The sequence below is a fragment of the Streptomyces sp. NPDC059994 genome (assembly GCF_042737755.1).
Classification (GTDB): domain Bacteria; phylum Actinomycetota; class Actinomycetes; order Streptomycetales; family Streptomycetaceae; genus Streptomyces.
The window spans coordinates 1-26,466 of the sequence record NZ_JBHWUR010000043.1 but is presented as its reverse complement, the minus strand read 5'-3'; the positions used below and the strand labels follow the sequence as shown (position 1 = coordinate 26,466).

16 protein-coding genes, 1 tRNA gene and 1 rRNA gene are annotated in these 26,466 nt (G+C 71.4%); 4 read left to right on the top strand and 14 right to left on the bottom strand.

Annotation, left to right across the window (positions count from 1 at the left end; all coding sequences use genetic code 11):
- Positions 1-39 precede the first annotated feature (39 nt).
- On the bottom strand, positions 40-894 hold the full coding sequence (locus tag ACFWA7_RS21645; protein WP_385824622.1) for an AraC family ligand binding domain-containing protein: 855 nt from the start codon (positions 892-894) through the stop codon (positions 40-42).
- Between the two features lie 56 nt (positions 895-950).
- Between ACFWA7_RS21645 and ACFWA7_RS21640 the strand changes: the two genes are divergently transcribed.
- The 3 genes from ACFWA7_RS21640 to ACFWA7_RS21630 all read left to right on the top strand — a co-directional run bounded on the left by ACFWA7_RS21640 (position 951) and on the right by ACFWA7_RS21630 (position 7,615).
- Positions 951-5,612 (top strand): ATP-dependent helicase, encoded by a 4,662-nt coding sequence (locus tag ACFWA7_RS21640; RefSeq protein ID WP_385824620.1) that lies wholly within the window; start codon positions 951-953, stop codon positions 5,610-5,612.
- 353 nt (positions 5,613-5,965) lie between these two features.
- Positions 5,966-6,760 (top strand): Fpg/Nei family DNA glycosylase, encoded by a 795-nt coding sequence (locus ACFWA7_RS21635; protein WP_385540051.1) that lies wholly within the window; start codon positions 5,966-5,968, stop codon positions 6,758-6,760.
- A gap of 90 nt (positions 6,761-6,850) precedes the next feature.
- Positions 6,851-7,615, top strand: a complete 765-nt coding sequence (locus tag ACFWA7_RS21630; protein WP_385824618.1) for an SDR family NAD(P)-dependent oxidoreductase — start codon at positions 6,851-6,853, stop codon at positions 7,613-7,615.
- Here the strand turns inward: ACFWA7_RS21630 and ACFWA7_RS21625 are convergent.
- From ACFWA7_RS21625 to ACFWA7_RS21580, 10 genes are all read right to left on the bottom strand, one after another.
- Entirely contained in the window at positions 7,563-7,778 is a 216-nt protein-coding gene (locus ACFWA7_RS21625; protein ID WP_385540081.1) for a hypothetical protein, read from the bottom strand. The two genes, ACFWA7_RS21630 and ACFWA7_RS21625, sit on opposite strands and share 53 nt — an antisense overlap.
- A 179-nt stretch (positions 7,779-7,957) precedes the next feature.
- Entirely contained in the window at positions 7,958-8,428 is a 471-nt protein-coding gene (locus ACFWA7_RS21620; RefSeq protein ID WP_385824616.1) for a Dps family protein, read from the bottom strand.
- Between the two features lie 150 nt (positions 8,429-8,578).
- Positions 8,579-8,962, bottom strand: a complete 384-nt coding sequence (locus ACFWA7_RS21615; RefSeq protein ID WP_067165033.1) for a helix-turn-helix domain-containing protein — start codon at positions 8,960-8,962, stop codon at positions 8,579-8,581.
- A gap of 109 nt (positions 8,963-9,071) precedes the next feature.
- Positions 9,072-9,581: a CinA family protein gene (locus ACFWA7_RS21610; protein ID WP_385824614.1), complete on the bottom strand. Its 510-nt coding sequence runs from the start codon at positions 9,579-9,581 to the stop codon at positions 9,072-9,074.
- Positions 9,578-10,267, bottom strand: coding sequence for a CDP-diacylglycerol--glycerol-3-phosphate 3-phosphatidyltransferase (pgsA, locus tag ACFWA7_RS21605; protein ID WP_385540059.1), 690 nt, complete (start codon positions 10,265-10,267; stop codon positions 9,578-9,580). The genes ACFWA7_RS21610 and pgsA overlap by 4 nt, the downstream gene beginning before the upstream one ends.
- On the bottom strand, positions 10,264-11,739 hold the full coding sequence (gene rimO, locus ACFWA7_RS21600) for a 30S ribosomal protein S12 methylthiotransferase RimO (RefSeq protein ID WP_385540061.1): 1,476 nt from the start codon (positions 11,737-11,739) through the stop codon (positions 10,264-10,266). The genes pgsA and rimO overlap by 4 nt, the downstream gene beginning before the upstream one ends.
- Before the next feature lie 94 nt (positions 11,740-11,833).
- A complete protein-coding gene (locus tag ACFWA7_RS21595; protein ID WP_385824612.1) occupies positions 11,834-12,697 on the bottom strand; it encodes a helix-turn-helix domain-containing protein in 864 nt (287 codons plus the stop codon).
- Between the two features lie 255 nt (positions 12,698-12,952).
- Positions 12,953-15,766 carry a DNA translocase FtsK gene (locus ACFWA7_RS21590; RefSeq protein WP_385824610.1) on the bottom strand — a complete coding sequence of 938 codons (2,814 nt, stop codon included), beginning with the start codon at positions 15,764-15,766 and terminating at the stop codon, positions 12,953-12,955.
- A 161-nt stretch (positions 15,767-15,927) separates the two neighbouring features.
- Complete coding sequence (locus tag ACFWA7_RS21585; RefSeq protein ID WP_067165024.1) at positions 15,928-16,608, bottom strand: two-component system response regulator; 681 nt, start codon at positions 16,606-16,608, stop codon at positions 15,928-15,930.
- A gap of 244 nt (positions 16,609-16,852) precedes the next feature.
- The gene (locus ACFWA7_RS21580) at positions 16,853-22,312 is read right to left on the bottom strand and encodes a HAMP domain-containing protein (RefSeq protein ID WP_385824608.1); all 5,460 of its coding nucleotides are present in this window, start codon (positions 22,310-22,312) and stop codon (positions 16,853-16,855) included.
- 298 nt (positions 22,313-22,610) lie between these two features.
- Between ACFWA7_RS21580 and ACFWA7_RS21575 the strand changes: the two genes are divergently transcribed.
- The gene (locus ACFWA7_RS21575; RefSeq protein WP_385540068.1) at positions 22,611-25,310 is read left to right on the top strand and encodes a SpoIIE family protein phosphatase; all 2,700 of its coding nucleotides are present in this window, start codon (positions 22,611-22,613) and stop codon (positions 25,308-25,310) included.
- Between the two features lie 107 nt (positions 25,311-25,417).
- On the opposite strand, the gene ACFWA7_RS21570 is transcribed toward ACFWA7_RS21575, so the two are convergent.
- The 3 genes from ACFWA7_RS21570 to rrf form a co-directional block, all read right to left on the bottom strand.
- Positions 25,418-25,490, bottom strand: a tRNA-Thr gene (locus ACFWA7_RS21570).
- Between the two features lie 112 nt (positions 25,491-25,602).
- On the bottom strand, positions 25,603-26,280 hold the full coding sequence (locus ACFWA7_RS21565; protein ID WP_385824606.1) for a DegT/DnrJ/EryC1/StrS family aminotransferase: 678 nt from the start codon (positions 26,278-26,280) through the stop codon (positions 25,603-25,605).
- Positions 26,281-26,378: 98 nt separating this feature from the next.
- A 5S ribosomal RNA gene (gene rrf / locus ACFWA7_RS21560) occupies positions 26,379-26,466 on the bottom strand; the annotation flags it as partial.

Sequence of the window (26,466 nt, the reverse complement as noted above, 5' to 3'; positions counted from 1 at the left end):
TCTGGGAGTGCTGACTGTTCTGTTGCCACGTCCGGGACGTTACGTGGGCGGGCTCCCCGCGTTCTTGTACGTTCTTGCGCGCTCCCTGCGGTACACGCCCGGCGTCACGCCCACAATGCGGGTGAAGTGGCGGTTGAGGTGCGGCTGGTCGGTGAAGCCGACGGCCACGGCGGCCTCCGCGGGCGCGGTCCCGGCCTCCAGGAGCTGCCGGGCCCGGCGGACGCGTTCGCCGGTGAGCCAGGTGTGCGGGGGCAGCCCGTACGCGCCCTTGAAGGCTCGCAGCAGCGCGAACGGGCTGGTCCCGAGGCCGCGGGCCAGCTCTTCCAGGGACGGCGGGTCGGCCAGCCGCTGCTCCAGGACGGCCCGTGCGGCTGCCGCCGTGCGAGCGCCCGCCGAGCCGGTGGTGCGCGCGGGCAGGGAGCGTCCGTGGCGGCGCAGCAGCCGGGCGACGGCGACGCGGAACACGGTGTCGGCGGCGAGCGCGTTGCCCTGCTCGGCCGCCCGGTGCACCTCCTGGATGAGCAGGGAGGTGTCCGGGTCCTCGACGATGATCTCGGCGAATCCCACGGTGCCGCGCAAGGTGGTGACCTCGGCGGCGATGTCGGCGATCAGCTGCGACGAGGGGTAGAGCGTGGCGTACGTCCAGCCCTCGGGGACTCCGGCGTGGGCGGAGTGCGGCACCTCGGGGTTGATCATGACGACGGTGCCGGGCCGTGCCCGTATGGTCTCGCCGGGCAGGACCACGTCCTCGATCCCGCCGCGTACCGCGCCGAAGACGAAGCCCTCGTGGCTGTGCCGGGAGAAGGAGTGGCTGACGTAGCGGGCGTGGAGCAGCTCCAGGCCCGGCAGCCCCGGGTACTGCCAGTGCCGTGCCCACTCCTCGGCCGCGTTCATATCCCCATTCTCCCAGGTCCGGGCCATTGTCAGTGGGTGGGTGCACGATGGGGACCATGGCAAGGACAGCACTGGACTCCTTCTCTCCCGCGACCAGGGGCTGGTTCACGGGGGCCTTCACCGCGCCCACCGCCGCGCAGGAGGGCGCCTGGCGGGCGATCTCCGAGGGTTCGGACGTCCTGGTGGTCGCGCCGACGGGCTCGGGCAAGACCCTCGCCGCGTTCCTGGCCGCTCTGGACGCGCTGGCCGCCGCCCCGCCGCCCGCCGAGGCGAAGAAGCGCTGCCGGGTGCTGTACGTGTCGCCGCTGAAGGCACTGGCGGTCGACGTCGAGCGCAATCTGCGCTCCCCGCTCACCGGTATCCGCCAGGAGTCGGTGCGCCTGGGGCTGGCGGAGCCAGAGGTGCGGGTCGGGATCCGTTCCGGCGACACTCCGCCCGCCGAGCGCCGCGCCATGTCGACCCGGCCGCCGGACATTCTGATCACCACGCCCGAGTCGTTGTTCCTGATGCTCACGTCGTCCGCGCGCGAGGCGCTGTCGGGCGTGGAGACGGTGATCCTGGACGAGGTGCACGCGGTGGCGGGCACCAAGCGCGGAGCCCATCTCGCCCTGTCCCTGGAGCGGTTGGACGAGCTGCTGGCCAGACCGGCCCGCCGGATCGGTCTTTCGGCGACGGTGCGTCCGGTGGACGAGGTGGCGCGCTTCCTGTCGCCGCAGCGCAAGGTGGAGATCGTCCAGCCGCGCTCCACCAAGGAGTTCGACCTGTCGGTGGTCGTTCCGGTGGAGGATCTGGGAGAGCTGGGCGGCTCACCGGCGGCCGACGCCTCGGAGGGCGCGGAGAAGCCGTCGATCTGGCCGCATGTCGAGGAGCGCATCGTCGACCTGGTCCAGGCGCACCGCTCGACGATCGTCTTCGCCAACTCCCGCCGTCTCGCCGAGCGATTGTGCAACCGGCTCAACGAGATCGCGTACGAGCGTGCCACGGCGGCCGCGCTGGAGGCGGGCGAGGCCGCCGTGCCCCTGGCGGAGGCCCACTCCCCGGCCGAGGTCATGGCCCAGTCGGGGGCGGCCAAGGGCGCGCCGCCCGTCCTCGCGCGCGCCCATCACGGCTCGGTCTCCAAGGAGCAGCGCGCCCTGGTCGAGGAGGACCTGAAGGCGGGCCGGCTGCCCGCCGTCGTCGCCACCTCCAGTCTTGAACTGGGCATCGACATGGGCGCGGTGGACCTGGTCGTGCAGGTCGAGTCGCCGCCCTCGGTCGCCTCGGGCCTCCAGCGGGTGGGCCGCGCGGGTCACCAGGTGGGCGCGGTCTCCACAGGGGTGGTCTTCCCGAAGTACCGGGGCGATCTGGTCCAGTCGGCGGTGGTCACCGAGCGGATGCGCTCGGGAGCCATCGAGTCGCTGCGGATCCCGTCCAATCCACTGGACGTGCTGGCGCAGCAACTGGTCGCCATGACGGCCCTGGACAGCTGGCAGGCGGACGATCTGCTGGCGCTGGTCCGCCGGGCGGCGCCGTTCGCGGCGCTGCCGGAGTCGGCGTTCACGGCCGTCCTGGACATGCTGGCGGGCCGCTATCCGTCCGACGCCTTCGCGGAACTGCGCCCGCGCGTGGTGTGGGACCGCGTGGCCGGTACGGTGACGGGCCGCCCCGGCGCGCAGCGCCTCGCGGTGACGTCCGGCGGCACCATCCCGGACCGCGGCCTCTTCGGGGTCTTCCTTGCGGGCTCCGACCCCAAGAAGGGCGGCGGCCGGGTCGGCGAGCTCGACGAGGAGATGGTCTACGAGTCGCGCGTCGGCGATGTGTTCACGCTGGGCACCACGTCCTGGCGTATCGAGGACATCACCCGCGACCGCGTGCTGGTCTCCCCCGCCCCCGGCGTGCCGGGAAGGCTGCCCTTCTGGAAGGGCGACCAGCTGGGCCGCCCGCTCGAACTGGGGCGCGCACTGGGCGCGTTCCTGCGCGAGGTCGGCTCGCTCAGCCCCGAGGACGCGCGGCTGCGGCTGCTGAGCGCGGGCCTGGACGACTGGGCGGCCGACAACCTCCTGGCCTACCTCGACGAGCAGCGCCGCGCGTGCGGCCACGTGCCCGACGACCGCACCATCCTCGTCGAGCGGTTCCGCGACGAGCTGGGCGACTGGCGGGTCGTCATCCACTCCCCCTTCGGGGCCCAGGTGCACGCGCCCTGGGCGCTGGCGCTCGGCGCCCGCCTGGCCGAGCGGTACGGGATGGACGCCCAGGTGATGCACGCGGACGACGGCATCGTGCTGCGGCTGCCCGACGCCGACCTGATGGGCCTCGACCTCATCGACCAGGACCCGGGGCACCTGGACTCCCCCCTGAACACGGCGGCCGACAGCGAGCAGGCCCCGGTCGGCGCGGCGGACGCCGTCTTCGACAAGGGCGAGATCGAGCAGATCGTCACCGACCAGGTGGGCGGCTCCGCACTGTTCGCCGCCCGCTTCCGGGAGTGCGCCGCGCGCGCGTTGCTGCTGCCCCGGCGCAGCCCCGGCAAGCGCACCCCGCTGTGGCAGCAGCGCCAGCGGGCGGCCCAACTGCTCCAGGTGGCGAGCGAGTTCGGCTCGTTCCCGATCGTCCTGGAGGCCGTCCGCGAGTGCCTCCAGGACGTCTTCGACGTGCCGGGGCTGACCGAGCTGATGGGTGACCTGGAGGCGCGCCGGGTCCGGCTGGTCGAGGTGACCACGCCCGAGCCGTCCCCCTTCGCGCGCTCGCTGCTCTTCGGCTATGTCGCCCAGTTCCTCTACGAGGGCGACTCGCCGCTGGCCGAGCGGCGGGCCGCCGCCCTCTCGCTCGACTCCCGCCTCCTGGCCGAGCTGCTCGGCCAGGCCGAGTTGCGCGAGCTCCTGGACGCGGACGTCCTGACCGAGCTGGAGCAGGAGCTCCAGTGGCTCACCGAGGACCGCCGGATCAAGGACGTGGAGGGCGTCGCCGACCTGCTGCGGGTCCTGGGGCCGCTGACCGACGACGAGCTGGTCGCGCGCGGCGCCGATGCGGGGTGGCCGCAGGAGCTCGCGGCCGCCCGCCGCGCCATCCGGGTACGGATCGGCGGCGCCGGGCACTGGGCGGCGATCGAGGACGCGGGGCGGCTGCGCGACGCGCTGGGCACGGCGCTGCCGGTGGGCGTGCCCGAGGCGTTCATGGAGCCGGTCAAGGAGCCGCTCGGCGACCTCCTGTCGCGGTACGCGCGCACGCACGGGCCGTTCACCTCGGCCACGGCGGCCGCCCGGTTCGGCCTCGGCACGGCCGTCACCGACGGCGCGCTGCAACGGCTGGCGGCGAGCGGGCGGGTGGTGCAGGGCGAGTTCCATCCGGCGGGGCTCGGGCAGGAGTGGTGCGACGCGACGGTGCTGCGCAGGCTGCGCCGCCGCTCCCTGGCCGCGCTGCGCCACGAGCTCGAACCGGTGCCGCCCGCGGCGCTCGCCACCTTCCTGCCGCAGTGGCAGCACCTGGGGAGCAACAGCCTGCGCGGCATCGACGGGCTGGCCCGGGCCGTCGAGCAGCTGCAGGGCGCCGCAGTGCCCGCGTCCGCCCTGGAGAAGCTGATCCTGCCGTCCCGGGTCTTTGACTACGGGCCGGGGCTGCTCGACGAGCTCACCACCACCGGCGAGGTCCTGTGGGCGGGGGCGGGCGCACTGCCGGGCAAGGACGGCTGGGTGTCCCTGTTCCTCGCGGACGCGGCGCCGCTGCTGCTGCCACCGCCGCACCCCCTGGAGCTCACCGCGCTGCACGAGTCGGTGCTGACGGCGCTCGCCCCGGGATACGGGCTGTTCTTCCGCCAGATCGCCGACCAGGTCCGCTCCACCACGCACCCGGAGGCGAGCGACCCCGAACTGGCCGACGCCGTATGGGACCTGGCGTGGTCGGGGCGGCTCACCAACGACACGCTCGCTCCGCTGCGGGCGCTGCTCGGGTCGGGCCGGACCGCCGGGTCCACGGCGCACCGGGCCAGGCGGACCGTTCCGCGCGGGCGTTACGGGACGCTGACGGCGGCGGCGCGGCCCGCGTCGCGCACCGGACCGCCGACGGTGTCGGGGCGCTGGTCACTGCTGCCCGCCCGCGAGCCGGACCCCACGCACCGGGCGCACGCCCTGGCCCGGACGCTCCTGGACCGCCACGGCGTGGTCACCCGGGGCGCGGTCGCGGCCGAGGGGGTCGAGGGCGGCTTCTCGGCGACGTACCGGATCCTGGCGGCGTTCGAGGACAGCGGCCAGGCGCGGCGGGGCTATGTCGTCGAGGGACTGGGCGCGGCCCAGTTCGCGATGGACGGGGCGGTGGACCGGCTGCGGGCGGCGGCCACCGCGCGCGACCGTGCGGAGGCGCGGCCCGCGCCCCGTGGCGTGGTGCTGGCGGCCGCCGACCCCGCCAACGCCTACGGGGCGGCGCTTCCCTGGCCCGAGCCGCCGACGGGGGCCGGGCACAAGCCTGGCCGCAAGGCCGGGTCGATGGTGGTCCTGGTCGACGGTGAGCTCGCGCTCTACATGGAGCGCGGCGGCAAGTCCCTGCTGGTCTGGCCCGCAGAGCCCGACGATCCGGCGCTGCTGGCGGCGGTGGAGGCGCTGGCGGGGGCGGCGCGTGCGGGACGGCTGGGGACGGTGACCGTGGAGCGGGTCAACGCAGAGTCCGCGCTCACGTCGCCGCTCGCCCGGGCGCTGGAGGCGGCGGGCTTCGTCCCGACACCGAGGGGGTTGCGGCTGCGGCCTTGATGTTCCCCACCCGCCCCTTCCCGAAAGCCCTGCGGGCGGCCGGTGACGGACGGGGCAGGCGGGTTTCCCGGGGGCCCGCCCCCCGGAGCCCCCGAGCGGGGCTGCGCCCCTGCACCGCCTCGGGATCCGCCCCGGGCCCCGCACCCGGTCGAGGCTCTCCTCCCGCACGCCGCCGGGGCTCACCCCTGCCCTTGCCGCCCGCCGAGGGACTGGCCCCAAACCCCAACCCCGCCCCACCACCCCGACCCCCACCGCCACCGCCACCGCCACCGCCACCGACACCGACACCGACAAGGGCCGCGCCTGAACCGCTCCGTACGCCACCCACGCCCCCACCCCGGCACAATGGCCCCATGCCCGAAGGAGACACCGTCTGGCAGGCCGCTCGGCGGCTCGATGACGCGCTCGCCGGATGCGAGCTGATCCGGTCCGATCTGCGCGTGCCCCGGCTCGCGACCGTAGACCTGACCGGGCGGACCGTGCTGGACGTCACCCCGCGCGGGAAACATCTGCTCACCCGGATCGAGGGCGGTCTCACCCTCCACTCGCATCTGCGGATGGAAGGGTCCTGGCGGGTGTTCTCGCCCGGGGAGCGCTGGCGGGGCGGCCGGAGCGACCAGATCCGGGCGATCCTGGGCACGGCGGAGCGGACGGCCGTCGGGTACCGGCTGGCCGTGCTCGAACTGCTCCGCACCCGCGACGAGCACCGCGTCGTCGGCCATCTGGGCCCCGATCTGCTCGGGCCCGGCTGGGACCCCGAGCTGGCCCTGCGCAACCTGCTCCAGGACCCGGCCCGGCCGCTCGGCGAGGCGCTGCTCGACCAGCGCAATCTGGCGGGCGTGGGCAACATCTACAAGTCGGAGATCTGCTTCGCCGTCCGGGCCGTGCCGTGGCTGCCGGTGGGCGACCTCACCGACCCCGCGCGGGTCGTCGTCGCCGCCAAGAAGCTCCTGGAGGCGAATCGGGAGCGCACGTCCCGGAAGGTGTATGTGTACGGGCGCAGCGGGCAGCCCTGCCCGCGCTGCGGTACGGCGCTGCGCGCCACCACCCTGCGCGATCCGGCCGGCAGCGAGCGCCCCACCTACTGGTGCCCCCGGTGCCAGCCCAGCCCTCCGGCGGACAGCCGCCCCGGACAGAACGGCAGTTGACCCGGCCGGCCGGTTGACGCGGCAAGGCGGCAGGTGGCCACGACGGCACGACAGTTGACGCCCCGTCAGATCCCGCCGTACCGTCCCCGCATGCCCCTCTCGGCGTACGACCTCACCGATCGCACCGCCTTCGTGACCGGCGCCGCCGGCGGTATCGGGCGGGCCAGTGCCGTACTTCTCGCGGAGGCGGGCGCGGTCGTGCACTGCGCGGACCTCGACGACCAGGGCCTCCAGGGAACCCGCGAGCTGATCGCCAAGGCCGGGGGCACCGCCTACACCCAGGTGCTCGACGTGACCGATCGCACCCGGCTGCGCGCGGCCGTGCGGACCGCGGGCAGGGTCGACATCCTGGCCGCCGTCGCCGGGATCATGCACTCCAGTACGGTCCTCGACACCGACGACGCCGACCTCGACCGCGTTCTCGCGGTCAACTTCAAGGGCGTACTGCACTCCTGCCAGGAGGCGGCCCGCGTCATGATCGAGAACGGTACGGCGGGCAGCATCATCACCATGGCCTCCGGAGCAGTCGACTCCGCCGGGGCCGGCCTTTTCTGCTACAGCGCCTCGAAGGCGGCCGTCGTCCAGCTCACCAAGACCCTCGCCACGGAGCTCGGCCCGCACTCCATCCGCGTCAACGCCGTCGCGCCGGGCTGGGTCCGCACGCCGATGACCGAGCGGCACTCGGCCGAGCACCAGCGGCAGATCGAGTCGACGATGGTCCGGCTCTCCCCGCTCGGGCGGGTCGGCGAGCCCGAGGACATCGCGCACGCCGTGCTCTATCTCGCCTCGGACGCGTCGTCGTTCACGACGGGCCAGATCCTGCGTCCGAACGGCGGCGTCGCGATGCCGTGGTGACCGTGGGGCTCGCGACGTGCACCGGCAGCAGGCTCAGACCCCAGCCGCCCGCGGCCACCGCGCCTTCGAGGACGCCGGCCTCGTCGGGTGCCGTCAGCAGGCGCAGCACCGCCCACCACCACAGCGCCCCCACCACGAGCGCCGGCACCCAACGCACCGCCACTGCCATGGCCGCCTCCTCGGGCCGACGCTAGACCGCCCTCCTCGCTCACCGGGAGGGCGCACCGGATGCAGTCCCAGCGCGTACACCGTCCCGCACGCCCCACGTACCCCTCAAGCGCCCTCAGCCCGCAGACCCCAAGGCCGCCGACTTCAAGGCCGCAGACTTCAGGCCACAGACCCTCAGGCCGTCTCCGCCTGGAACATCCACGCATGCTTCTCCAGGTCCGCCGTCAGCCCGATGAGCACGTCCTGGCTGACCGGGTCCGGGTCACCGGTGGACCCGACCCGCTCGCGCATCCTGGTGATCACCGCACCCAGCGCGTCAACCAGGATCCGTACCGCGTCACCGTCCTTGATCCAGCCGGTGGGCACCGTGCCGATCGCGCTCGACGACGACACGGTCGCCGCCCGGCCGTCCGGGGCGACCCCGAGCGCCGCGGCCCGCTCGGCCACCATGTCGGAGTGGAGCCTGGCCGTGTCGACCACCTCGTCGAGCTGGAGGTGGACGGACCTGAAGCGCGGCCCGACCACGTTCCAGTGCACCTGCTTGGCGACCAGCGACAGGTCCACGAGGTCGACGAGGGCGCCCTGCAACGCGTCGCCCACCACCTTCAGATCGGCCTCGGACAGCGAGCTCTTCACGACAGACATGCGTGCACTCCGTTTCGTATGCGCCGGCTCTCCCCGCTTCTCCTCCCCCACCTTTACACGGAAGCCTCAAATAGGGCATTCCGGGGAAAAGAGAAGCCCCGACCGGTCAACAGACCGGCCGGGGCCACTCGCAGACAGAGCCCGACAGCGTCAGGCCGCGACGACGTCCACCGCTTCCGCGGGCGCCTTGATCGTCACCCGTTCGGTCGGGACACCGGTCACCGACGTCACGGAGATCGAATTGAGCATCGGACGTACCGGTGCAGGCACCGGATCGCTCGCCGCCGCCGAGGCAGCGAGCTCGGCAAGTGCCAGCTCGTCGCTCACTTCCCGCATGAGCTCGGACATCCGTACGTCAAGCGCGTCGCAGATCGCGGAGAGCAGCTCGGAGGATGCCTCCTTCTGCCCCCGCTCCACCTCGGAGAGATAGCCGAGTGAGACTCGGGCGGACGAGGAGACTTCGCGCAGAGTACGGCCCTGGCGCTGGCGCTGCCGACGCAGCACGTCACCCAGCAGGCGACGGAGCAGAATCATCGGTGGCTCCCTCCTCGGACCGCGTAGCCGCATCCTTCACGCCCCACCGTACCGCCTCGCGCTGCGGCCGTGCGGGGAGCGATGTCGTGTTCACTCAGGGCTGCAAACATCAATTCCCCCCGTTCTGTTCCGTATCCTGTGCCCGCGCATCTCCGCCGAGTTCACCGGAGAGCAGTTCGAGCACGCTCCGTACACTCTCTCTACGGATTTCCGCCCTGTCGCCGTTCAACCTCAAAGCGGCGGTTTTCCCGTTCCCGTCCGGCCCTTCGACCGCCACGTAGACGGTCCCGACCGGCCGGCCGTCCTGAGCTGCGGGCCCGGCGACGCCGGTGGTGGCGATGCCCCAGTCGGCGCCCAGAACCTTCCGCACACCCGCCGCCATCTGCCGCGCGACCTCGGGATCCACCGCTCCTCGCTCCCCCAGAAGGGTCGCGTCGACGCCCAGCACATCCCGCTTCAGCTCGGTCGCGTACGCCGTGACGGAGCCGCGGAAGACGCGTGAGGCGCCCGCCACGGACGTCACCTCGGCGGCCACCAGACCGCCCGTGAGTGACTCCGCCACCGCAAGCGTCTGCTCACGCTCCGTGAGCACCCGCACGATCCGGGCCGCCTCGCTCACCGGCCCGGTCCCTCCACGGCGGCCTCGGCGTCGCTCGCCGCGCGCTGCGCGGCGAGCCCCTGGCGCCTAAGTACGACCGCCTGTCGCACATAGTCGAGCCCGGTGACGATCGTCAGCACCAAGGCGACCGCCATCACCCAGAAGCGCAGGGTCGCCAGCGGACCCGTGAGCGCCAGCACGTACATCCCCGTTGCCGTGCCCTGCGCCAGGGTCTTCAGCTTCCCGCCCCGGCTGGCGGGAATCACCCCGTGCCTGATGACCCAGAAACGCATGAGCGTGATCCCGAGTTCCCGGAAGAGGATCGCCCCGGTCACCCACCACGGCAGATCGCCGAGCGAGGAGAGGCAGACCAGCGCGGCGCCCATGATCGCCTTGTCCGCGATCGGGTCCGCGATCTTCCCGAAGTCCGTGACCAGGTTGTACGTCCGGGCCAGATGGCCGTCGAAGATGTCCGTGATCATGGCGACGGCGAACGCCGCCCACGCCCAGGCGCGCCAGACCGGGTCGTACCCGCCGTCCTGCAGCATCAGCGCCACGAAACCCGGCACGAGGACGAGCCGGATCATGGTGAGGATGTTGGCGATGTTCCAGAGGCTGGCCTGGTTGACGGCCGCCGCGCCCAGCTTGCCGCCGGGCGCCGGCGTCCGGCCGGTACCACCCGCCGCGGATGCCGGGACTCCGGTCATCTGGCCGCCTCCTCAAGGACGTCGAGACTCGTCACCACCAGGTCGACGCCCTCGGCGGCGACGACCTTCGCCTCGACGATACGGCCCGGCGTCAGTCCGGTGCCCTCCGTGAACCGCACTTGACCATCGGTCTCGGGCGCCTGGTGCTCGGCGCGGCCGATCACGCCGTCCTCGCTGTCGACCGACTCGACCAGCACCCGGACGGTGTCGCCGACACGCTCCTCGGCGCGCTGGGCGGTCAGCTCCTCGGCGAGCCGCGACAGGTGGTCGAGCCGCTCGGCGATCACCTCGGCGTCCAGCTTGTTCTCGTACGTGACGGCCTCGGTGCCCTCCTCGTCGGAGTAGCCGAAGACGCCGATGGCGTCGAGCCGGGCGCCGGTGAGGAAGCGTTCCAGCTCCTGGAAGTCGGCCTCGGTCTCACCGGGGAAGCCGACGATGAAGTTGGAGCGCACACCGGCCAGCGGCGCCTTGGCGCGGATCGTCTCCAGGAGCTCAAGGAACCGCTCGGTGTCGCCGAAGCGCCGCATGGCCCGCAGCACGCCGGGAGCGGAGTGCTGGAAGGACAGGTCGAAGTACGGGACGACCTTGTCGGTCGAGGTCAGCACGTCGATCAGGCCCGGCCGCATCTCGGCGGGCTGGAGGTAGCTGACGCGTACGCGCTCGATGCCGTCGACGGCCGCGAGCTCCGGCAGCAGCGTCTCCAGGAGCCGGATGTCGCCGAGGTCCTTGCCGTACGAGGTGTTGTTCTCGGAGACCAGCATGACCTCCTTGACGCCCTGCTCGGCCAGCCAGCGCGTCTCGCCGAGGACGTCCGAGGGGCGGCGCGAGATGAAGGAGCCGCGGAAGGACGGGATGGCGCAGAACGAGCAGCGGCGGTCGCAGCCGGAGGCCAGCTTCACCGAGGCGACCGGGCTGGTGTCCAGGCGGCGGCGCAGCGGGGCGCGCGGGCCGGAGGCGGGCGCGACACCCTCGGGCAGGTCCTCGGGGGCGCTCTCCGGTGCCTCCTGCGCGTGGCCGGGCAGCGCCACGTCGGCGCTCTGGCGCTCGACGGGGCTCAGCGGCAGCAGCTTGCGCCGGTCGCGCGGGGTGTGCGCCTCCACGCTGCCACCGCTGAGGATGGTCTGGAGCCGGTTGGAGATGTCGGAGTAGTCGTCGAAGCCGAGCACGCCGTCGGCCTCGGGGAGCGCGTCGGCGAGTTCCTTGCCGTACCGCTCGGCCATGCATCCGACGGCGACCACGGCCTGGGTGCGGCCGTGGTCCTTGAGATCGTTGGCTTCGAGGAGCGCGTCGACGGAGTCCTTCTTGGCGGCTTCGACGAACCCACAGGTGTTGACGACGGCGACATCGGCGTCCGAGGCGTCCTCGACGAGCTCCCAGCCGTCCGCTGCCAAGCGGCCTGCAAGCTCCTCCGAGTCCACCTCGTTACGGGCGCAGCCGAGAGTGACAAGGGCGACGGTACGGCGTTCGGGCATGGACTCAAGACTACTTTGTCCCGGCCCGCGGTCCCGCCGCGAGGGTTGATCAAGGAATCGGCGGCCGTACGCGGCCGGGACGCGGCGGCCCCGGTCAGCCGACGACCGGGTCGCCCTTGGTGTAGGTCAGCCGCTCGACCTGGCCGTCACCGAACTGGTCCTCGACCTTCTTGCCGTTGACGTAGAGCTCGATCGCCCCGGCGTTGCCGAGGATCAGATCGATCTTCTCGCCGTCCACGAAGGTCTTCGACTCGCCCTTCTCCAGGAGGCCGTCGTAGAGCACCTGGCCGTTGTGCGCCTTGGCGGAGATCCAGCTCTTGTCGGAGATGGCGCTGAGCTTGACGGTGACCTTGTCCTGCGGGGCCGCGGCGATGGCGCTGTCGGAGGGGGCGGGGGGCTTGGGCGCGGCGGGCAGGCTCGGGACCGGCTTGGGGATGGGGCTCTGCTGCTGCGTCTGGGTCGGGCCCTCGGCGACCTGGGCGCTCTTGCCCTTGGAGTCGCCGCTGCCGCTGAACATCGTGAAGCCGACGAAGCCGACGACCACCACGATCGCGGCGACCATGGCCGCGGTCCAGTTCGGGCGGCGGCGCTCGGGCCTGATCCGTTCGGCCTCGAACATGGGCGCCGCGGGCGTGGGCGCGGGGCGGCCGCCGTGCTCGGCGTCGTACTGCCCGACCAGGGGCTCCGGATCCAGGCGCACGGCACGTGCGACCGTGCGGATGTGTCCGCGCGCGTACACATCGCCGCCGCACCGGGAGAAGTCGTCCTCCTCCAGGCCCTGCACGATCGGGATGCGCACCCGCGTGATCGAACTGACCTCGTCGACGGTCAGTCCTGCCGCGATACGGGCCTGCTTGAGGGCGTGGCCGATCGTCGGCCGATCGTCGTCAGCAAAGGAGGGCCGGTCGTCGTCGCCGAGGGAAGGCCGGTCGTCTTCGGGGGAGTTGCCGATGGACACGGGGGCGCCTTTCGAGCGTGAGCCACCTGCTGGGTGTTCAGTCTAGGGGGGGGACGAAAGGGTGGGGCAACCGGGAGGGTGGAGTTTGTACGCCATAGGAATGGCCTCCTCCCTTCCTCCTAACGGGTCAGGAGGGGGACACGTTCCTGTTCTTCCCTCAACTGGACGTACAGCCGGGGAAAACGGTTGCCCCACGCCCCTGTTTCTGTGCTCCATTCGGCCGCGGGACCGACCCCTGGGGCCCGCCCCGGGCCATCAGGGAGCCTCCCCGCGGATCACCGCCAGCACACCGTCGAGTTCATCCGGCTTGACCAGGACGTCACGCGCCTTGGAGCCCTCGCTGGGGCCCACGATCCCGCGCGACTCCATCAGGTCCATCAGTCGGCCCGCCTTGGCGAAGCCAACCCGCAGCTTGCGCTGAAGCATGGAGGTCGACCCGAACTGGGTGGAGACGACCAGCTCAGCGGCCTGGCAGAGCAGATCGAGGTCGTCGCCGATCTCCTCGTCGATCTCCTTCTTCTGCTTCTGGCCGACGGTGACGTCCTCGCGGAAGACCGGGGCCATCTGGTCCTTGCAGTGCTGGACGATCCCCGCGATCTCGTCCTCGGTGACGAACGCGCCCTGGAGGCGGGTCGGCTTGTTCGCGCCCATCGGCAGGAACAGTCCGTCACCCTTTCCGATGAGCTTTTCGGCGCCGGGCTGATCGAGGATGACGCGGCTGTCGGCCAGCGAGGAGGTCGCGAAGGCGAGCCTCGACGGCACGTTCGCCTTGATCAGGCCGGTCACGACGTCCACGGACGGCCGCTGGGTGGCGAGGACCAGATGGATGCCGGCGGCGCGGGCCAGCTGGGTGATGCGCACGATCGCGTCCTCGACGTCACGCGGCGCCACCATCATCAGGTCCGCGAGCTCGTCGACGATCACCAGCAGATACGGGTACGGGGTCAGCTCCCGCTCGCTGCCCTCGGGCAGCTTGACCTTGCCGTTGCGGATCGCCTCGTTGAAGTCGTCGATATGGCGGAAACCGAACGCCGCCAGGTCGTCGTAGCGGAGGTCCATCTCGCGCACGACCCACTGAAGAGCCTCGGCGGCCCGCTTGGGGTTGGTGATGATCGGCGTGATCAGGTGCGGAATGCCCTCGTACGCGGTGAGTTCGACCCGCTTGGGGTCGACGAGCACCATCCGTACGTCCTCCGGCGTCGCCCGCACCATGACCGAGGTGATCAGACAGTTGATGCAGGACGACTTGCCGGAGCCGGTCGCGCCGGCCACCAGGACGTGCGGCATCTTCGCCAGGTTGGCCATCACATAGCCGCCCTCGACGTCCTTGCCGAGCGCGACGAGCATCGGATGGTCGTCCTCGGCCGCGTCCGCCAGGCGCAGCACGTCGCCGAGGTTGACCATCTCGCGGTCGGTGTTCGGGATCTCGATGCCGACCGCCGACTTGCCGGGGATCGGCGAGATGATCCGTACGTCCGGGCTGGCCACCGCGTACGCGATGTTCTTGGTCAGCGCGGTGATCCGCTCGACCTTCACGGCCGGGCCGAGCTCCACCTCGTACCGGGTGACCGTCGGGCCCCGGGTGAAGCCGGTGACGGCCGCGTCGACCTTGAACTCCGTGAAGACGTTCTGCAGCGAGGCCACTATGGCGTCGTTGGCGGCGCTGCGCGTCTTGCCCGGGCCGCCCCGCTCCAGCAGGTCCAGCGAGGGCAGCGCGTAGGTGATGTCGCCCGCGAGCTGGAGCTGCTCGGCGCGCGAGGGCATCTCGGAGTGGGCCGGGGCCGCCTTGGTCAGATCCGGTACGACGGCGGGCGCGCCCGGGGTCGCCCTGGGCGCCGGCTTGGTGACGTCGGCCTTGGCGGCGGGCTGCGCCCCGGCCTTGGCGGCGGCCTCGCCGCGGGCCGTGGGCACCGGTGTGGTGCTGCCGCGCTCCCGCTCGACGGAGACGCCCTGGGTGAGGTCGGCGACGATCGGGGACGGCGGCAGGCCGTTCAGTACGGCGCCGTCGAGCGCGGCGGCCGCGGCGGCGGCCACGTCGACCGGGTCCATCGGCAGGTCGAACGCCGGTTGCACCGAGGCGCGCCGGGGCTTGCGTCGCTGCGAGAGCGCCGCCTGCTCGGCCTCGTCCTGGCCGTACTCGTCCGACGGGGCGACGCGGCGCCCGGGCGTACGCCGGGCGCGCGGTGCGGGTTCCTCGTCGCGCCAGTCGTCTTCGTACAGCTCGTCCTCGCCGTACTCCCCCGGCAGGGGCTCGACGATGCCGAGCCGGGCGCCCAGGGCCCGCAGCCGCTGCGGGATGGCGTTGACGGGTGTCGCGGTGACGACGAGCAGCCCGAAGACGGTCAGCAGCACCAGCATCGGCACCGCCAGGACGTCGCCCATCAGGAATTCGAGCGGCTTGGACGCGGCCCAGCCGATGAGGCCGCCCGCGTCCTGCATCGCGCTGGTGCCGTCGTCCCGGCCCGGTGAGCCACAGGCGATGTGGACCTGGCCGAGCACGCCGAGCACCAGCGCGGAGAGGCCGATCACGATCCGGCCGTTGGCCTCGGGCCTCTCCGGGTAGAGGATCAGCCGGACCGCGATCGCGCCGAGCAGCAGCGGCAGCAGCAGGTCGAGCCGTCCGAACGCGCCGGTCACCAGCATCTCGACGAGATCACCGACCGGGCCGCGCAGATTCGACCAGGTACCCGCGGCGACGATCAACGCGACACCGAGCAGCAGCAGGGCGAGCCCGTCCTTGCGGTGGGCCGGGTCCAGGCCCTTGGCGCCCCGCCCTATGCCGCGAAACATCGCCCCGACCCCATGGGCCGCGCCCAGCCAGACGGCGCGCGCGAGCCGGTACACGCCCCCGGTGGGCGAAGGCGCCGGCTTGGGCGCGGGCTTGGCGGCCGCCGCCTTCTTGACCGGTGCCTTTTTGGCGGGGGCTTTCTTCGCGGGCGCGGCAGCCCTCTTCGCGGGCGCCTTCTTGGCGGGCGCGGCAGCCCTCTTCGCGGGTGCCGCGGTACGGCCGGTGCGCTTCGCGGTGCCCGCCGTGCCCTGGGAACCCTTGCCGGACGTACGTGAGGCCATGGTGCTGAGGTTACCGGTGCGGGCGGCGGTCGACACGACGGCCGGTGCTTCACCCGTTCGTGTCGTACCGAAAGACGATACTCACGTACGCACAAAAGGGCCTGACGCGTCATCAGCGTCAGGCCCCTCCGGACCGCTCGGTTCCGCGCCGCTCAGTGCGCTCAGTTCTGCGAGGGCAGGGCTGCCGTGCCACTGCCGGTGCCCGGCTCCAGGGCGTCAAGAGCCCGCCGCAGACCGGTCAGTTTGCGCTCCAGGTGGGCGGCGGTGGCCACCGCCGCCGCGTCCGCCGACTCGTCGTCGAGCTGCTTGGAGAGCGCCTCGGCCTGCTCCTCGACCGCCGCGAGCCGCGCGGACAGTTCGGCGAGGAGGCCCGCCGGCTCCTTGGGGTCGCCGGCCGTCTGGCCGCCGCCCTCCAGCTGGAGCCGCAACAGCGCGGCCTGCTCGCGCAGCTGACAGTTCTTCATATAGAGCTCGACGAACACCGACACCTTGGCGCGCAGCACCCAGGGGTCGAAGGGCTTCGAGATGTAGTCGACGGCTCCCGCCGCGTACCCCCGGAACGTGTGGTGCGGGCCGTGGTTGATGGCGGTGAGGAAGATGATCGGGATGTCCCGGGTCCGCTCCCGCCGCTTGATGTGCGCGGCGGTCTCGAAACCGTCCATGCCCGGCATCTGGACGTCCAGCAGGATGACTGCGAAATCGTCCGTCAGCAGTGCTTTGAGCGCTTCCTCCCCTGACGATGCCCGCACCAGTGTCTGATCGAGCGCAGAGAGGATGGCCTCCAGCGCCAGCAGATTCTCCGGCCGGTCATCGACCAGGAGGATCTTGGCCTTCTGCACCATGGCCCGTCCTCCTCGCCCCGGCAGTGCACCGGGCGCCGCCCCAGGGGACGACTCCCTTGCGCCGCCCGTCCTTGTGCCGGTCATCGTAGCCGCACCCCGCCTGTCGCCACACCCTGTCACCGCGATGTCACTGTGCACGTAGCAGAAACGTAGTGGGAGACCAGAAGGTTCCCCGAATATCGCCGTCTCACACGCCTTCGGCCACAGTCAGTCAGCAACTCGCGGTGAACCGTGCGGCCACCGATCACTTCCCGCGCATCCACTGCTCCATCACCGAGAGCAGATGGTCGGGGTCGACCGGCTTGGTGACGTAGTCGGACGCGCCGGACTCGATGGCCTTCTCCCGGTCGCCCTTCATCGCCTTCGCGGTGAGCGCGATGATGGGCAGCCCCGCGAACTGTGGCATACGACGAATCGCCGAAGTCGTGGCGTACCCGTCCATCTCGGGCATCATGATGTCCATCAGCACGACGGCCGTGTCCTCGTGCTGTTCCAGGACCTCGATCCCCTCGCGGCCGTTCTCGGCGTACAGCACCGACAGGCCGTGCTGCTCCAGGACGCTGGTGAGCGCGAAGACGTTGCGTACGTCGTCGTCGACGATCAGCACCTTCTCGCCACCGAAGTGGAAGGTGCGCGTCGGCGCGCGCTCCGGCTCCTGGGCGGCCCAGGAGTCCTGCGCCCCTCCCGGCTGGCCGGGCAGCGTCGCCGGGGGCTCCGTGCCCAGCGCCTTGCGGCGGCGCCGGAACAGCCCGGCCGCCCCCATCTGGCTCTCGCCCGGCGTGGGCGCCGCGCTCTCGTGCGGGACGAGGTCCTGCCGTGCGCCGTCCGCCGGGGCGCCCTCGGCGGACGCCTCGCCACCGGGCGGCAGCTGCGGGTAGCCCTGCGGCGGCAACTCGCTGGGGTGCAGCGGGAGATAGAGCGTGAAGGTGGAGCCGCGGCCGGGCTCGCTCGCCGCGTGGATCTCGCCGCCGAGCAGCCGGGCGATCTCGCGGCTGATGGAGAGGCCGAGGCCGGTGCCGCCGTACTTGCGGCTGGTCGTGCCGTCGGCCTGCTTGAACGCCTCGAAGATCACCCGCATCTTGCTGGCCGCGATGCCGATGCCGGTGTCGGTGACCGAGAACGCGATCAGATCGGCGTCCGCGTCGCGCAGCGAGCCCGCCTCCAGGAGCTGTTCGCGGATCGCGTGCGGAACGTCGGCGTGGGCGGGCCTGATCACCAGCTCGACGGCGCCGCTGTCGGTGAACTTCACCGCGTTCGACAGCAGGTTGCGCAGCACCTGCAGCAGCCGCTGCTCATCGGTGTGCAGCGTCGCCGGAAGCTCCGGCGAGACCCGTACGGAGAAGTCGAGCCCCTTCTCCGCGGTGAGCGGCCTGAACGTCGCCTCCACGTAGTCGACGAGCTGCACCAGGGCGATCCGGGTCGGACTGACGTCCATCTTGCCCGCCTCGACCTTGGACAGGTCGAGGATGTCGTTGATGAGCTGGAGCAGATCCGAACCCGCACCATGGATCGTTTCCGCGAACTCGACCTGCTTCGGCGAGAGGTTGCCCTCCGCGTTGTCGGCGAGCAACTTGGCCAGGATCAGCAGCGAGTTGAGGGGCGTGCGCAGCTCGTGCGACATGTTCGCCAGGAACTCGGACTTGTAGCGCATCGAGACCGCGAGCTGTTCGGCGCGCTCCTCCAGGACCTGCCGGGCCTCCTCGATCTCGGTGTTCTTCACCTCGATGTCACGGTTCTGCTGGGCGAGCAGCTCGGCCTTCTCCTCCAGCTCCGCGTTGGACTCCTGCAGGGCCTTCTGCCGGTTCTCCAGCTCCGCCGACCGCTCGCGCAGCTGCTCGGTCAGCTCCTGCGACTGCTTGAGCAGCACCTCCGTCTTGGAGTTGACGCTGATCGTGTTGACGCTGGTCGCGATCATCTCCGCGATCTGGTTGAGGAAGTCCTTCTGGATGTGGGTGAACGGCTGGAACGACGCCAGCTCGATCACGCCGAGGACCTTGCCCTCGAAGAGCACCGGCAGCACGATCACATGGGCGGGCGGCGCCTCCCCGAGGCCGGAGGAGATCTTCAGATAGCCCGGCGGCACGTTCTCCACCAGGATCGTGCGCTTCTCCTCCGCCGCCGTGCCGATCAGCGTCTCGCCGGGCCGGAACGAGGTGGGCATCGAGCCCGACGAGTACCCGTAACTCCCGCGCATCTTCAGCTCGTACGGGCTGTCCTCGTCCCCGCCGACCTCGGGGGAGCCGGCGGCCGGCAGGGCGAGGAAGAACGCGCCGTGCTGGGCCGAGACCACGGGCGTCAGCTCGGTCATGATCAGGGAGGCGACGTCGTCCAGATCGCGGCGGCCCTGCATCAGGCCGGAGATGCGGGCGAGGTTGCCCTTGAGCCAGTCCTGCTCCTTGTTGGCGACCGTGGTGTCGCGCAGGTTGGCGATCATCGTGTTGATGTTGTCCTGGAGGGCCTGGATCTCGCCCGCCGCGTCCACGTCGATCTTGAGGTTGAGGTCGCCGCGGGTCACCGCGGTGGCGACAGCCGCGATGGCGCGCACCTGCCGGGTCAGGTTCCCGGCCATCTCGTTCACGGACTCGGTGAGGTCGCGCCAGGTGCCGTCGACGTCGCGTACGCGCGCGTGGCCGCCGAGCTGGCCCTCGGTGCCCACCTCGCGGGCGACCCGGGTGACCTCCACGGCGAACGACGACAGCTGGTCGACCATCGTGTTGATGGTGTTCTTCAGCTCCTGGATCTCACCGCGCGCATCGATGTCGATCTTCTTGGTGAGATCGCCCTTGGCGATGGCGGTGGTGACGGTGGCGATCTGGCGCACCTGGCCGGTGAGGTTGTCGGCCATGGAGTTCACCGATTCGGTGAGGTCCTTCCACGTGCCGGAGACACCGGGGACGCGGGCCTGGCCGCCGAGGATGCCGTCGGTGCCCACCTCGCGCGCGACCCTCGTGACCTGGTCGGCGAAGGAGGACAGGGTCGTCACCATCGTGTTGACGGTGTCGGCGAGTTCCGCGACCTCGCCGCGCGCCTCGACCGTCACCTTCTTGGTGAGGTCGCCGTTGGCGACCGCCGTCGACACCCGGGCGATGTTGCGCACCTGGTAGGTGAGGTTCGCGGCCATCAGGTTGACGTTGTCGCTGAGGTCCTTCCAGATGCCGGTGACCCCGCGCACCCGGGCCTGGCCGCCGAGGATGCCCTCGGTGCCCACCTCGCGCGCGACCCTCGTCACCTCGTCCGCGAAGTTGGAGAGCTGGTCGACCATCGTGTTGACGGTCGTCACCAGCTCCAGGATCTCGCCCTTGGCGTCGACGGTGATCTTCTTCGAGAGGTCGCCCTTGGCGACCGCCGTCGTCACCTCGGCGATGTTTCGCACCTGGAACGTCAGGTTGTTCGCCATGAAGTTGACGGACTGGGTGAGGTCCTTCCAGGTGCCCGAGACGCCCTGCACCTCGGCCTGGCCGCCCAGGATGCCCTCGGTGCCCACCTCGCGGGCCACCCGGGTCACCTGCTCCGCGAAGTTCGAGAGCTGGTCGACCATCGTGTTCAGGACGTTCTTCAGTTCCAGGATCTCGCCGCGGGCGTCCACGTCGATCTTCTGCGACAGGTCACCGCGCGCCACCGCCGTGGCGACCTGGGCGATGTTGCGGACCTGGGCGGTGAGGTTGCCGGCCATGCCGTTCACCGAGTCGGTCAGATCGCGCCACACACCGGCCACGCCCGGCACCTGCGCCTGGCCGCCGAGGCGGCCGTCGGTGCCCACCTCGCGCGCGACCCTGGTCACCTGCTCGGCGAAGCCGGACAGCTGGTCGACCATGTTGTTGATGGTGTTCTTCAGTTCCAGGATCTCGCCGCGGGCGTCCACGTCGATCTTCTGCGACAGGTCACCGCGCGCCACCGCCGTGGTCACCTGGGCGATCTGGCGCACCTGGGAGGTGAGGTTGCCCGCCATGAAGTTGACGGAGTCGGTGAGTTCCTTCCAGGTGCCCAGGACGCCGTCCACCCGGGCCTGGCCGCCGAGCCGGCCCTCCGTGCCCACGTCCTGCGCCATCCGCGTCAACTGGGCGGAGAACGACGCCAGCTGGTCGACCATCGTGTTGACGGTGTTCTTCAGCTCCAGCATCTCGCCGGAGACGTCCACCGTGACCTTCTGCGACAGGTCGCCGTTGGCGACCGCCGTCGTCACCTGGGCGATGTTGCGCACCTGACCGGTGAGGTTGCGGAACGCGTTGTTGACGGAGTCCGTCAGGTCCTTCCAGGTGCCGGCCGCGCCCGGCACCTCGGCCTGGCCGCCCAGACGCCCCTCGACGCCGACCTCACGGGCCACCCGGGTCACTTCGGAACCGAACGACTGGAGCTGGTCCACCATCGTGTTGACGGTGTTCTTCAGCTCCAGCATCTCGCCCGCGACGTCGACCGTGACCTTCTGGGTCATGTCGCCGTTGGCGACCGCCGTGGTCACCTGGGCGATGTCGCGCACCTGCGTCGTCAGATTGCGGAAGACCGTGTTGACCGAGTCGGTCAGGTCCTTCCAGGTGCCCGCCGCGCCCGGCACCTGCGCCTGACCGCCCAGCAGGCCCTCGGCGCCGACCTCGTTGGCGACCCGGGTCACCTCGTCGGCGAACGTACGCAGTGTCTCGGTCATCTGGTTGATCGTCTCGGCGAGCTGGGCGACCTCCCCGCGCGCGTTGACGGTCACCTTCTGCGACAGGTCGCCGTTGGCGACCGCCGTCGTCACCTGGGCGATCCCGCGCACCTGGGCGGTGAGGTTGCCCGCCATCAGGTTGACGGAGTCGGTCAGGTCCTTCCACACTCCCGCGACGCCCGGCACCTGCGCCTGGCCGCCGAGCTCGCCCTCGGTGCCCACCTCGCGCGCGACCCTGGTCACCTCGGAGGAGAACGAGGAGAGCTGGTCGACCATCGTGTTCACGGTGTTCTTCAGCTGGAGCATCTCGCCGGCGACGTGCACGGTCACCTTGCGCGACAGATCGCCCTTGGCGACCGCCGTCGTCACGAGAGCGATGTCACGTACCTGGGCGGTCAGCCGGTACGCCATCGTGTTCACCGAATCCGTGAGGTCCTTCCACGAACCGGACATTCCGCGCACCTGTGCCTGGCCGCCGAGCTTGCCCTCGGTGCCGACCTCCAGTGCGACCCTCGTCACTTCGTCGGTGAACGCCGACAGCTGATCGACCAGGTTGTTGACGGTTCGCCCCACTTTGAGGAATTCGCCGCGCAACGGCCGCTCGGCGTTGTCCACACCGTGCGAACGCAGGTCCATGCGCTGTTCCAGATCACCCTCGGCGACCGCCGACAGCACCCTGCCGACCTCGGAGACCGGCCTGGCCAGATCGTCCACCAGGGCGTTGGAGGCGTCGATGGCGGCCGCCCAGGAGCCCTCACAGGCCCCGTTCTCCAGCCGCTCGCTCAGCTTCCCCTCGCGCCCCACCATCCGCCGTACCCGGGCGATCTCCCCGGTCAGATGGAGGTTGCGGTCGGCGACCTCGTTGAAAACGGCGGCGATCTCGGCCATCACCCCGTCCCCGGAGACGGTCAGCCGCTTGCGGAAATTGCCGTCCCGCATCGACGCCAGTGCGGCGAGCAGCCGCTGCAGCGCAGCGGTGTCCACCTCGGTCGTCCCCTTGCCGCGGGTCCGTCCGCCTTTCGCGCGCGTGCTCTTGCCACGCGCCGCCACGCCAGACTCCACCGTGTCCCTCCCGCAGGGGTCGACCGCCCTCGTCGGGCTTCCTTCAAGCCTTCCCAGTGTTTCACCATGACCGAACCCGGCCATAACAGTTCGGCAGCTTCGCATACCGTCCCCGCCCTCGCAGGGCGGAAACACTGGTGACCGGCATCCGCCAGGACAGCGAAGGTAAGTAACCTGGCTTCCGGCTGTCCAACCGCCCCGGTCCGTCCGAAGGCGGGAGCGCCCCCTGCTCCTCTGAGCCCGGGGACAGCGGACGCCACAAGGACGACCACGGGACACCGGAGGGGGCGGGCCACACATGGGAGTGTTGATTCCCGGGGGGCACCTTCCCGGACCCCGGCAGGGGAAACCGGGCGTCGAGACGCGTACGAGGAGTTCTGTGATCACCGCGCGGGCGGAAGCCAGCTTCGAACCCGTCGGGCGGTCCGTCGCGACCGCCCGCGCCTTCGTCCGCGACACCCTCCAGGGCTGGGGGTACGCGGACGTCGTCGACGACGCCGTCGTCCTCACCAGTGAGCTCGTCACCAACGCGGTCGTCCACGCGGGCACCGCCGCCGACGTACTCTGTCTGCGCTCCGAGGACGGCGTCCGGGTCGAGGTCGCCGACCATTACCCCGAACGGGAAGTTCCGCTCCACGCCTCCCCCGCCGAGGTCGCAGGCCCCGAACGTGAGAACGGCCGCGGCCTGCTGCTGTGCGCCGCCCTCGCCTCCCGCTGGGGCGTCGAGTACACACCCACCCAGAAGCACGTCTGGTTCCAGCTCGACCTCCCCGCCCGCCCGGTGGGCACCCGCTCGGCCGGACCGGCCCTGCCCGTCGAGCTGCTGCCCGTCACCGACGGCCGGGTCCGCGTCGCGGTCATCCAGATCGACCGCACCGGCGCCGTCCGCGCCTGGAACGAGGACGCCGAGGAACTGTTCGGCTACCCCGCCGAGAAGGTCACCGGCAAACAGCTCACCGAGTTCGCGGCCTGGCCGCACACCCCCGGCACCTCCACCGGAATCGTCGAGGCCCTGCAACTCTCGCGCTGGGAGGGAAGTTACGGCATCCGCAGCGCAGACGGCCGCGTCCTGCCCGTGTACGCGTCACATCTTCGGGTACGCGACACCAATGGCGAGCCGTCCACCGTCTGCCTGCTGGTCCGCGACGACGAGCGGGCCGTGCTGCAGACCCCGGTGCGGGCCCCCGCCGACTCCACCTCCATGGGCGAGAGCCGCAACGTCGACCCGTTCGAGGTCTTCATCGGCTCCCCCGCCCCCGACGACCTCGACGGACTGCTCCAGCGGACCGTGGAGCGCGCCCGCGACATGCTCGACGGCGACGCCGCGTTCCTGCTCCTGGCCACCGACGACGAGACCGAGCTGGAGGTCCGGGCCACCACCGGCCTCCCGTCCGCCCGCCAGCGCTTCGCGCGCGTGCCCGTCGAAGCGGGTACCGGCCGCTACGGCTCGGCCAGGATGCCCGCCGTCCACGAGGACCTCGCGGCCGTCCCCGGCGCCGTCCCGATCCTCGGCGGCTCCGGCATGCGCTCGGTCGTCACCGTCCCGCTCAAGGTCGAGGGCCGCCTCACCGGCTCCCTCGGCGTCGCCGCCGAGTCGGCCGGGCGCTACTCCAACGAAGAAGCGCTGCGCCTCCAGTTCGCCGCCGACCGCATCGCGCTCGCCGTCGAGTCGGCACGGCTGGGCGAGCTCGAACGGCTGCGCCGGGGATCGCTGAGCTTCCTCGTGGAAGCCTCGGACCTGCTCGCGGGAACCCTGGACCGGGACCAGACGTTGGCCCTGATGGCACAGATGACCGTCCCCACCCTCGCCACCTGGTGCGCCGTCTACACGATCGCGGACCAGGCCTCCGATCCGTACCTGTCGTACGTCCTCCACGAGGACGAGGAGCGCATCGACGGCCTCAAGGCGCTCCTCTCCAAGATCGACCCGCCGGAGCCGGTCCCCACCCCGGGCGCCCGCGTCTGGACCGCCCCCGGTGAAGCGGCCCACCAGGCCGCGCTGCGCACCTCCATGCGCGACCTCGGCCGCGGCACCAGCCCGCACCTGGGCAGCGGCCTCAGCACCACGCTGTCCACTGCCGCCGCGGTCGGCGGTGAGACGGTCGTCCTGCCCCTGGTCGCCCGCAACCGCGTCATCGGCATGCTCACGCTCGGCAAGCCCTCCGACGACCACTTCCGCCAGGAGATCCTGGAACTGGCCGAAGACCTCTCGCGCCGGGCCGCGCTCGCCCTCGACAACGCCCGCCTCTACTCCGAGCGCACGGCCATCAGCCGCTCCCTCCAGCGCAGCCTCCTGCCGCCCGGCCTCCCGCAGATCCCCGGCGTCGAGGTCGAGGTCATCTACCGCGCGGCCGGCGAGGGCAACGAGGTCGGCGGCGACTTCTACGACCTCTTCCCGATCCGCGACGGCGCGTACGGCTTCGCCATCGGCGACGTCTGCGGCACCGGCCCCGAGGCCGCGGCCGTCACGGGCCTGGCCCGCCACGCCCTGCGCCTCCTCGCCCGCGAGGGTTTCGGCGGCCCGGCGGTCCTGGAGCGCCTCAACGCCGCGATCCTCGACGAGGGCGCCCGCAGCCGCTTCCTGACGCTCCTGTACGGCGAGTTGTGGCCGCAGGAGGACGGCAGCGCGGTGCTGAAGATCGTCTGCGCGGGCCATCCGCTCCCGCTGCGCCTGCGCCAGGACGGCACGGTCGAACCCGCCGCCGAACCCCAGCCGCTGCTCGGCGTCATGGAGGACCTGGAGCTGTACGAGCAGACGATCACCCTGGACCCGGGCGACGTCCTGCTGTGTGTGACCGATGGCATCACCGAGCGCCGCGAGGGTACCCGGATGCTGGGAGACGACGGTCTGACCGACGTCCTCGCCACGTGTACGGGCCTGACCGCCGGCGCCGTTGCGGCCCGCGTCCTGCGCGCGGTGGAACGCTTCGCCGCCGAGCCCGCGTCCGACGACATGGCGATCCTGTCGATGCGCATCCCGGAACAGCCCCGGCACTAAGCGGGGCCGGGGGCCCCGACAGGGCCGAGGGCCACCGGAAACCGGTGGCCGTAAGAACGCGAAAGGCCCCGCCCAATTGGGCGGGGCCTTTCATCGTCTTACTGCTGAGCCCCCATGCGGAATCGAACCGCAGACCTTCTCCTTACCATGGAGACGCTCTACCGACTGAGCTATAGGGGCCGGTTGTTGTTTCGGGGTTTCCCCCTCACCAACGAGATAAAGCATACCCCGGATCAGACGGTGGTCCGAACCGCGCTCGCCAGTTCCTCCGGCGCGCTTTCCGGCGCCCCCGTCACGCGGGCTGAAGGAGCCCTCCGAGGGCATTGCAGACCGAGACCAACTTCCGTACGCCCGCGTCGGAAAGCCCGTCCAGACGGGGCAGCGCGAGCGTCTCGTCCACGGCCCGCTCGGTCTCCGGCAGCACACAGCCGACCCGCCTGAACTCCCGCGTCCGGTGCACGGGCGTAAGCACGGGCACCTCGCACTCGACCCCGCGCCGCCGCAACAGCCGCGCGAACGCGTCCCGATCGGGCCGCCCGTTCCCGGGCACCCTTACGACATAGCGCTGGTACCCGTGCCCGGCGGCCGGTACGGGCGTCCGCACTCCGATGAGCCGCCGGTCCAAATACCCGGCCCGCTCCCGGCGTTGCACGACGTCGCCGCCGCCGTCTTCGTCTTCGTCCTTCTCCACCAGCAACAGCCCGAGCCGGTCGGCGAGTTGCCTGAACTGCCCGGCGTCGGCCGGGTGCCCGAAGCGGTGGACGAGTACGAGCCCGACGGTCCGCGAGGTCACGACGGCCTCGATGCCTCCGACGCCCAGGCAGTACGTCTCCGGGTCTATGTCGGCGAACACCGGCAGGGCACCGGCCGCCACCACGGCCCCCGCCACCGCACCGTCGTCGTACGCCGGCACGATCACTTCGTCCCCGGCCGCGAAGCCCGCGGACTCCAGCTTTCCGATGATCCCCATAGCTGGGCATGGTGCTCGCACGATATGAACAGCAGGTGATCGGGCATAAAAAAACGCGGGTCCCCGAGCCGAAGCTCGGGAACCCGCGTTGAAAATTTGTTCGGCGGTGTCCTACTCTCCCACAGGGTCCCCCCTGCAGTACCATCGGCGCTGAAAGGCTTAGCTTCCGGGTTCGAAATGTAACCG

Bases quoted from the DNA above. Each gene is read 5' to 3' on its own strand.
- ACFWA7_RS21620 (WP_385824616.1), bottom strand. From the start codon at position 8,428: ATGTCTGTCGTGAAGAGCTCGCTGTCCGAGGCCGATCTGAAGGTGGTG.
- ACFWA7_RS21630 (WP_385824618.1), top strand. From the start codon at position 6,851: ATGCCCCTCTCGGCGTACGACCTCACCGATCGCACCGCCTTCGTGACC.
- ACFWA7_RS21575 (WP_385540068.1), top strand. From the start codon at position 22,611: ATGGGAGTGTTGATTCCCGGGGGGCACCTTCCCGGACCCCGGCAGGGG.
- ACFWA7_RS21615 (WP_067165033.1), bottom strand. From the start codon at position 8,962: ATGATTCTGCTCCGTCGCCTGCTGGGTGACGTGCTGCGTCGGCAGCGC.
- ACFWA7_RS21645 (WP_385824622.1), bottom strand. From the start codon at position 894: ATGAACGCGGCCGAGGAGTGGGCACGGCACTGGCAGTACCCGGGGCTG.
- pgsA (WP_385540059.1), bottom strand. From the start codon at position 10,267: ATGACCGGAGTCCCGGCATCCGCGGCGGGTGGTACCGGCCGGACGCCG.
- ACFWA7_RS21635 (WP_385540051.1), top strand. From the start codon at position 5,966: ATGCCCGAAGGAGACACCGTCTGGCAGGCCGCTCGGCGGCTCGATGAC.
- ACFWA7_RS21565 (WP_385824606.1), bottom strand. From the start codon at position 26,280: ATGGGGATCATCGGAAAGCTGGAGTCCGCGGGCTTCGCGGCCGGGGAC.
- ACFWA7_RS21590 (WP_385824610.1), bottom strand. From the start codon at position 15,766: ATGGCCTCACGTACGTCCGGCAAGGGTTCCCAGGGCACGGCGGGCACC.
- rimO (WP_385540061.1), bottom strand. From the start codon at position 11,739: ATGCCCGAACGCCGTACCGTCGCCCTTGTCACTCTCGGCTGCGCCCGT.
- ACFWA7_RS21640 (WP_385824620.1), top strand. From the start codon at position 951: ATGGCAAGGACAGCACTGGACTCCTTCTCTCCCGCGACCAGGGGCTGG.
- ACFWA7_RS21585 (WP_067165024.1), bottom strand. From the start codon at position 16,608: ATGGTGCAGAAGGCCAAGATCCTCCTGGTCGATGACCGGCCGGAGAAT.